Source organism: Streptomyces sp. NPDC060064 (genome assembly GCF_042736455.1).
Lineage (GTDB): Bacteria > Actinomycetota > Actinomycetes > Streptomycetales > Streptomycetaceae > Streptomyces.
The window spans coordinates 53,831-62,661 of sequence record NZ_JBHWWF010000041.1; the positions used below are offsets into that span (position 1 = coordinate 53,831).

At 69.1% G+C, this 8,831-nt stretch carries 5 protein-coding genes; all 5 read left to right on the forward strand.

Annotated features, from left to right (window positions below):
* Positions 1-317: 317 nt before the first annotated feature.
* Positions 318-3,134, forward strand: a complete 2,817-nt coding sequence (locus ACFWDI_RS34665) for a putative bifunctional diguanylate cyclase/phosphodiesterase (RefSeq protein WP_385310217.1) — start codon at positions 318-320, stop codon at positions 3,132-3,134.
* A 208-nt stretch (positions 3,135-3,342) separates the two neighbouring features.
* On the forward strand, positions 3,343-5,205 hold the full coding sequence (locus ACFWDI_RS34670) for an acetolactate synthase large subunit (protein ID WP_385310219.1): 1,863 nt from the start codon (positions 3,343-3,345) through the stop codon (positions 5,203-5,205).
* A 39-nt stretch (positions 5,206-5,244) separates the two neighbouring features.
* A complete protein-coding gene (ilvN, locus tag ACFWDI_RS34675; protein WP_385310221.1) occupies positions 5,245-5,769 on the forward strand; it encodes an acetolactate synthase small subunit in 525 nt (174 codons plus the stop codon).
* 120 nt (positions 5,770-5,889) lie between these two features.
* A complete protein-coding gene (ilvC, locus tag ACFWDI_RS34680; protein ID WP_327326256.1) occupies positions 5,890-6,891 on the forward strand; it encodes a ketol-acid reductoisomerase in 1,002 nt (333 codons plus the stop codon).
* A gap of 279 nt (positions 6,892-7,170) precedes the next feature.
* The gene (gene serA / locus ACFWDI_RS34685) at positions 7,171-8,763 is read left to right on the forward strand and encodes a phosphoglycerate dehydrogenase (protein WP_385310223.1); all 1,593 of its coding nucleotides are present in this window, start codon (positions 7,171-7,173) and stop codon (positions 8,761-8,763) included.
* Positions 8,764-8,831 lie beyond the last annotated feature (68 nt).

Genomic DNA, 8,831 nt, shown 5'->3' on the forward strand with positions numbered 1-8,831 from the left:
CGGAGAGTAGAGGGACTATGTCCCTGAGTGACGAGACTGGTGTATCGTCCCGACCGGGGGACTGCACCGGGCAAGGGGCGGTGCTGCAACGCGACCTGACTGTCGATCAGACTTCGAGGGGGGCGACGGGCGATGTACGGCCACTGGGCGAAACATCCGACGCGGCGGGGCCGCCGCCGACCACCCTCGCACGCTGCGAAGCGCAGACCCGATCCGATGACGGTCGCACCGGACGCGGCGCCCCGTAGGACGACCACTCCCCGTACGACTCCCCGTACGACGCCCCGCAGGACGGCGACGCCCCGCGGAGCGGCCCGGTGAGCGCCCTGGGGGCGCTCATGGCCCGGCAGGCGGTCGTGGACGGCGGAGACAGTACGAGGCTGGTCTCCAAGCTTGTCCTGGCAGCCATCTGCGCCGGCTACGGCGTCGGTGCCGCCTTCGGCTGGGGCTCGCGCGAACTGGCCCTGGTCATGGGCGATTTCGGCCTGAGCGCCGCCGCCCTGATCGCAGCCGTCTCCTGCTTCCTCTACGCCCGCGCGAGGCACAGCCGTTTCAGGCCCGCGTGGCTGCTGTTCGCGCTCTCCTCCGCCATGGCCGCCGGTGGCAACGCGATCTGGGGGTGGTACGAGGTCGTGCTGGGCCGCGAGGTGCCGAGCCCCTGCATCGCCGATCTGTTCTTCCTCTGCTTCGCGCCGCCCGCCATCGTCGGCCTGCTCGTCCTCGCCAAGCGTCCGGTCACCAGGGCCGGCTGGGTCTGTCTCGCGCTGGACGCCTGGCTGATCGGCGGCTCGCTGCTGACACTCTCCTGGAGCCTCGCGCTCGCGCACACCGCGCACGTCCAGGGCGAGAGCGTGGCCCCGGCCGCGCTCGCCCTCGCCTATCCGCTGCTGGACATCGTGCTGGTCAGCATGGTTCTCGCGCTTCACTTCCGGCGCTCGGCCACCAACCGCTCCGCGATCAACACCGCCATCGCCGCCCTCGCGCTGACCGTCCTGTGCGACGCCCTGTTCACCTCACCGCTGCTGCGGGAGAGCTACCGCTCCGGCCAGCTCCTCGACGCCGGTTGGTTCTCGGGTTCGCTGCTGCTCGCGTACGCCCCCTGGGGCGCGCGCCGCACGGTCGAGACCGCGCGGCCCCAGCGTGGGCCGCGCCACCCGAGCCGCCCCGTCGCGGGCTCGCTCGCCGCCCTCACGCCGTATCTCGCCGCTGCCGTCTGCACCCTCGGCATCCTCTACAACGTCATCGAGGGCCGCCGTGTCGACCGGGTCGTCGTCCTCACCGGCTGCACCGTCGTGCTCGCCCTGGTCGTCCGGCAGGGCATCATGCTCCTCGACAACATCGCCCTCACCCATGAACTGGCGCAGAAGGAGAACCACTTCCGCTCGCTGGTGCAGGGCTCGAGCGACGTCATCATGATCGCCGCCCCGACCGGGATACTGCGCTATGTCAGCCCCGCCGCCTCCGGCGTCTACGGCCGCGAGGCCGAAGATCTCATCGGCTCCGAGCTCGCATCGCTCATCCACCCCGAAGATCTCGGCCGTGTGGTCCTCGAGGTGCGCCGGTTTCTGGCCGCGGCGCCGGCCGAGGAGCCGACCACCCGGATCGAGTGCCGCTTCAAGTCGGGCACCGGCGACTGGCTCAATGTGGAGTCCACGGTCAACCGCCACCAGGGCGGCCTGATCTTCAACAGCCGCGATGTCACCGAACGGGTCCGCCTCCAGGCGCAGTTGCAGCACAACGCCGAGCACGACCCGCTCACCGACCTGCCCAACCGCGCCCTGTTCACCGAGCGGGTCCGCCAGGCCCTGACCGGCCGCCGCGCCGGCGACCAGGGCACGGCCGTGCTCTTCATCGACCTCGACGGCTTCAAGGGAGTCAATGACCGCCTCGGCCACCAGGCCGGCGACGAGCTGCTGATCCAGGCGGCCCGCCGCCTCCAGGACTCGGTACGGGCCGGGGACACCGCGGCCCGCCTCGGTGGCGACGAGTTCGCCGCCCTCATCGTCGGCGACGGCACCCGCGACCAGTCGGCCCGCGAGTTCCAGGTCCGTGAGATCGCCGACCGGCTGCGGCTCACCCTCTCCCAGCCGTACCTCCTCGACGGCAACGACGTACGCGTGGCCGCCTCCATCGGGGTGGCCTTCGCCGAGCCCGCCATCACCCCCACCGACCTGATGCGTAACGCCGACCTCGCCATGTACCGCGCCAAGGCCGCCGGCAAGGACCGCGTCGAGTTGTACGCACCACAGATGCAGGCCGAGGTGGTGCGCCGCACGGAACTGGACGCCCGGCTCCGCAGCGCCCTGCACGAAGGCGAATTCGCGCTGCTCCACCAGCCCGTGGTGAGCCTCGCCACCGGCCGGATCGACGCCGTCGCCGCGCAGGCCCGCTGGCGCTCCGCCCAGGGCATCCTCTTCACTCCGGCCGAATTCCTGCGGGTCGCCGACGACACGGACCGCACCGCCGAGCTCGGCCGCTGGCTGCTCGAGGAGGCCGTGGCACAGGCCGCGGAGCGCGGCAACCTCGGCCACCGGGTGCCCGTATCGGTCCGTATGTCGGCCCGCCGCCTGCTGGACAAGTCCCTGCCGCTCGGCTCCATCGAGGCCCTCCTCATCCGGCACGGGCTTCCCTCGGGCGCGCTGGTCATCGAGCTCGCCGACAGCGATCCGCGGATCTCCTTCGACGATCTGGAGCTGCGGCTCGTCTCGCTGCGCAGACTCGGCGTACGGATCGCGCTGGACGGCTTCGGCAGCGGTTACGCCGCCATCAACGCACTGCGCCGCCTCCCCGTGGACGTACTGAAACTGGACAGGGGTCTGGTGGAGGGCGTCGTCGAGTCCGCCCGGCTGCACAAGATCACCGCCGGGCTGCTGCGGATCGCCTGCGACCTCGGTATGCAGTCCGTGGCCGACGGTGTCGACGTGCCGGAGCAGGTGCTGGCACTGCGCGCCATGGGCTGTACGCACGGCCAGGGCATGGCTTTCTCCGGGCCTCTGGACGAGTACCGGCTGCGCCGCGCGCTGGTGCGAGACGAGTTCCCGGTGCCCGGCGGGATCGCTCTGCCGGCCCTCACGGGTGGCGCGTTCCCTGCCCGCAATGGCTCAAATAATGAGACGCGCGTCCCACCCACTTGACAGTGATAGCACGCCGGGGGGAGGGTCATTGCCATGCGCACCCGAATTCTCGTACTTGGAAAGCGCGTCGGCTGAGCAGAGCTATGAAGGCCCTGCGGACCCCTCCCGACGCGCTCCCCTCGCTTGCCTCACGGCACGAGGGGTTTTTTGTTGCACTGGAACCTCTCAAACCCTCGCAAAAACCCTCAGCTTCGAGAAGAGAATGTCGATGACCGAGCAGGCCACCGGGGCCCACCACCCGCAGCCGCGGGCCCGTAGCGGCGGACCGACGTCCGCCACCGTTGAGCACGTCACGGGCGCGCAGTCCCTCATCCGTTCTCTCGAGGAAGTGGGGGCCGACACGGTGTTCGGCATCCCCGGCGGTGCCATCCTCCCCGCGTACGACCCGATGATGGACTCCACCAAGGTCCGTCACATCCTGGTCCGCCACGAGCAGGGCGCGGGCCACGCCGCGACCGGCTACGCCCAGGCCACCGGCAAGGTCGGCGTGTGCATGGCCACCTCGGGCCCCGGCGCCACCAACCTGGTCACCCCGATCGCCGACGCCCATATGGACTCCGTCCCGCTGGTCGCGATCACCGGCCAGGTCTCCTCCAAGGCGATCGGCACCGACGCCTTCCAGGAGGCGGACATCGTCGGCATCACCATGCCGATCACCAAGCACAACTTCCTGGTCACCAAGGCCGAGGACATCCCGCGGACCATCGCCGAGGCCTTCCACATCGCCTCGACGGGACGCCCCGGACCGGTCCTGGTCGACATCGCCAAGGACGCCCTCCAGGCGCGGACCACCTTCAGCTGGCCGCCGCAGCAGGATCTGCCCGGCTACCGGCCGGTGACCAAGCCGCACGCCAAGCAGATCCGCGAGGCCGCCAAGCTGATCACCCAGGCCAGGCGCCCCGTGCTGTACGTCGGCGGCGGCGTCCTGAAGTCACACGCCACCGCCGAGCTGAAGGTCCTCGCAGAGCTCACCGGCGCCCCCGTCACCACCACCCTGATGGCACTGGGCGCGTTCCCCGACAGCCACCCGCTGCATGTGGGAATGCCGGGCATGCACGGTGCGGTCACCGCCGTCACCGCGCTGCAGAAGGCCGACCTGATCGTCGCCCTCGGAGCCCGCTTCGACGACCGCGTCACCGGCAAGCTGGACAGCTTCGCCCCGTACGCCAAGATCGTCCACGCCGATATCGACCCGGCCGAGATCGGCAAGAACCGCACCGCGGACGTCCCGATCGTCGGCGACGCCCGCGAGGTCATCGCCGACCTGGTCCAGGCTGTCCAGGCCGAGCACAGCGAGGGCCACGCCGGCGACTACACCGCATGGTGGAACGACCTCAACCGCTGGCGCGAGACCTACCCGCTCGGCTACGACCAGCCGAACGACGGCAGCCTCTCCCCGCAGCAGGTCATCCAGCGCATCGGCCAGCTCGCCGACCCCGACACCATCTTCGCGGCGGGCGTCGGCCAGCACCAGATGTGGGCCGCCCACTTCATCAACTACGAGCAGCCGGCCACCTGGCTGAACTCCGGCGGTGCCGGGACGATGGGGTACGCGGTCCCGGCCGCGATGGGCGCCAAGGCCGGTCAGCCGGACCGGATGGTCTGGGCGATCGACGGCGACGGCTGCTTCCAGATGACCAATCAGGAGCTCACCACCTGCGCGCTGAACAACATCCCGATCAAGGTCGCGATCATCAACAACGGCGCGCTCGGGATGGTCCGCCAGTGGCAGACCCTCTTCTACAACCAGCGCTACTCCAACACCGTGCTGCACTCGGGGCCCGAGAACGGCATCGCGGTGGAGGGCAAGTCCAGCGGTGGCACCCGCGTCCCCGACTTCGTGAAGCTGTCCGAGGCGATGGGCTGCTACGCACTGCGCTGCGAGTCCCCGGACGACCTCGACAAGGTCATCGCCGAGGCGAACGCCGTCAACGACCGCCCCGTCGTGATCGACTTCATCGTCCACGAGGACGCCCAGGTCTGGCCGATGGTCGCCGCGGGCACCTCCAACGACGAGGTCATGGCCGCGCGTGGCGTCCGCCCCGACTTCGGCGACAACGAAGACGACTGAGCCGAGAGTCCGAGAGAGAAGACCGAGAGAGACCGACACATGTCCAAGCACACGCTCTCCGTCCTGGTCGAGAACACCCCAGGCATCCTCGCCAGGATCGCCGCGCTGTTCTCCCGCCGCGGCTTCAACATCGACTCGCTCGCCGTCGGTGTCACCGAGCACCCCGACATCTCCCGCATCACGATCGTGGTCAATGTCGAGGACCTGCCGCTGGAACAGGTGACCAAGCAGCTCAACAAGCTGGTCAATGTTCTGAAGATCGTCGAGCTCGAGCCCGGCTCCGCGATCCAGCGCGAGCTCGTGCTGGTGAAGGTCCGCGCCGACAACGAGACCCGCTCCCAGATCGTCGAGATCGTCCAGCTGTTCCGCGCCAAGACCGTGGACGTCTCGCCGGAGGCGGTGACGATCGAGGCCACCGGTTCGAGTGACAAGCTCGAGGCGATGCTCAAGATGCTCGAGCAGTTCGGCATCAAGGAGCTCGTCCAGTCCGGGACGATCGCCATAGGGCGCGGCGCGCGGTCGATCACGGACCGGTCCCTGCGCGCTCTGGACCGCAGCGCCTGACCGGAACCTGCCACGGCCGTGCTCGCATGGCGAGACTTGAAGACTTCCGCACCCCATCCCGCCGTACGGTGGGACGCAAACAGCGTCATTCCAAGACGTGCACACCAAGGAGATATCCCAGTGGCCGAGCTGTTCTACGACGACGACGCCGACCTGTCCATCATCCAGAACCGCAAGGTCGCGGTCATCGGCTACGGCAGCCAGGGTCACGCCCACGCGCTGTCGCTCCGTGACTCGGGTGTCGACGTCCGGGTCGGTCTGCACGAGGGCTCCAAGTCCAAGACCAAGGCCGAGGAGCAGGGCCTGCGCGTGGTGACCCCCGCCGAGGCCGCGGCCGAGGCCGACGTCATCATGATCCTCATCCCGGACCCGATCCAGGCCCAGGTCTACGAGGAGTCCATCAAGGGCAACCTGAAGGACGGCGACGCGCTGTTCTTCGCCCATGGCTTCAACGTCCGCTTCGGCTTCATCAAGGCGCCGGCCGGTGTCGACGTGGCCCTGGTCGCCCCGAAGGGCCCCGGCCACCTGGTCCGTCGCCAGTACGAGGAGGGCCGTGGCGTCCCGGCGATCGCAGCCGTCGAGCAGGACGCGACCGGCAGTGCCTTCGCGCTGGCGCTCTCGTACGCCAAGGCCATCGGCGGCACCCGCGCCGGCGTCATCAAGACGACCTTCACCGAGGAGACCGAGACCGACCTCTTCGGCGAGCAGGCTGTTCTCTGTGGTGGCACGTCCGCGCTGGTCAAGGCGGGCTTCGAGACGCTGGTCGAGGCCGGCTACCAGCCGGAGATCGCGTACTTCGAGTGCCTCCACGAGCTGAAGCTGATCGTGGACCTCATGTACGAGGGCGGCCTGGAGAAGATGCGCTGGTCGGTCTCCGAGACCGCCGAGTGGGGCGACTACGTCACCGGCCCCCGCATCATCACCGACCAGACCAAGGCCGAGATGAAGAAGGTCCTCGCCGAGATCCAGGACGGCACGTTCGCCAAGAACTGGATGGACGAGTACCACGGCGGTCTGAAGAAGTACAACGAGTACAAGACGCAGGACGAGAACCACCTGCTCGAGACCACCGGCAAGGAGCTGCGCAAGCTCATGAGCTGGGTGGACAACGAGGAGGCGTAAGCCTTGGGGCCGGGGGCCGGGACGAGCGAGTCCCGGCCCCCGGCCACTCTGTCCGGGCCCCTGCCACTCTGTCCGGCCGAGCTCCAGCGCTTCTCCACTCTGTCCAGCCACGGACGGGTGATCCTGCCGTCAAGGCGCAAGACTCGCCTTGTGGCACCACTACACTTCTCAACACATACGCGTCAGGCCCACAGTGTCGTGCGTCTTCCACGCGGCTAGCCCCCTCCACCGCCTGCGGCCGTCGGGACGGCCGTCCGCAATGGACTAGTGAGGACTCACGTGAGCTCGAAACCTGTCGTACTCATCGCTGAAGAGCTGTCGCCCGCCACCGTCGACGCGCTGGGCCCGGACTTCGAGATCCGGCACTGCAACGGCGCCGACCGTGCCGAACTGCTTCCGGCCATCGCCGATGTCGACGCGATCCTGGTCCGCAGCGCCACCAAGGTCGACGCGGAAGCCATCGCCCTCGCGAAGAAGCTGCGGGTCGTCGCCCGCGCCGGTGTCGGCCTCGACAATGTCGATGTCTCCGCGGCCACCAAGGCCGGCGTGATGGTCGTCAACGCCCCGACGTCCAACATCGTCACCGCCGCCGAGCTCGCCTGCGGTCTGCTGGTCGCCACTGCGCGCAATATCCCGCAGGCCAACACCGCCCTGAAGAACGGCGAGTGGAAGCGCTCCAAGTACACCGGCGTGGAGCTGAGCGAGAAGATCCTCGGCGTCGTCGGTCTCGGCCGTATCGGCGTCCTCGTCGCGCAGCGGATGTCGGCCTTCGGTATGAAGATCGTCGCCTACGACCCCTATGTGCAGCCGGCGCGCGCCGCGCAGATGGGCGTCAAGCTGCTCTCGCTCGACGAGCTGCTCGAGGTCTCGGACTTCATCACCGTGCATCTGCCGAAGACCCCGGAGACGCTGGGGTTGATCGGCGACGAGGCGCTGCACAAGGTCCAGCCGCACGTCCGTATCGTCAACGCCGCGCGTGGCGGGATCGTCGACGAGGAGGCGCTGGCCTCCGCGCTCAAGGAGGGCCGGGTCGCCGGCGCGGGCCTGGACGTGTACACGAAGGAGCCCTGCACGGACTCCCCGCTCTTCGAGTTCGACCAGGTCGTCTGCACCCCGCACCTCGGCGCGTCGACGGACGAGGCACAGGAGAAGGCGGGCATCTCGGTCGCGCGTTCCGTGCGTCTCGCGCTCGCCGGTGAGCTGGTGCCCGACGCGGTCAACGTCCAGGGCGGAGTCATCGCCGAGGACGTACGTCCGGGCCTGCCGCTCGCCGAGAAGCTCGGCCGGATCTTCACCGCGCTGGCGGGCGAGGTCGCGGTCCGCCTCGACGTCGAGGTGTACGGCGAGATCACCCAGCACGATGTGAAGGTGCTCGAACTGTCCGCGCTCAAGGGCGTGTTCGAGGATGTCGTCGACGAGACCGTGTCGTACGTCAACGCCCCGCTGTTCGCGCAGGAGCGCGGTGTCGAGGTCCGGCTCACGACGAGCTCGGAGTCGCCGGACCACCGCAATGTCGTCACCGTCCGCGGCACACTCTCGGGCGGCGAGGAGGTCGCGGTCTCCGGCACGCTGGCCGGCCCCAAGCACCTCCAGAAGATCGTCGCGATCGGCGACCACGACATCGACCTGGCGCTCGCCGACCACATGGTCGTCCTGCGGTACGACGACCGTCCCGGTGTCGTCGGCACGGTCGGCCGGATCCTCGGCGAGGCCGGACTGAACATCGCGGGCATGCAGGTCTCGCGTGCGGAGGAGGGCGGCGAGGCGCTCGTCGTGCTGACCGTGGACGACACGGTGCCGCAGTCGGTGCTGACGGAGATCGCGGACGCGATCGGCGCGGCGTCGGCCCGTACGGTGAACCTCACCGACTGAGACCGACGGAGCCCGACTGAGTACCTCGGGCGGAGTACGTCAAAGGGCCCGGCGATACTCGTTTTTTT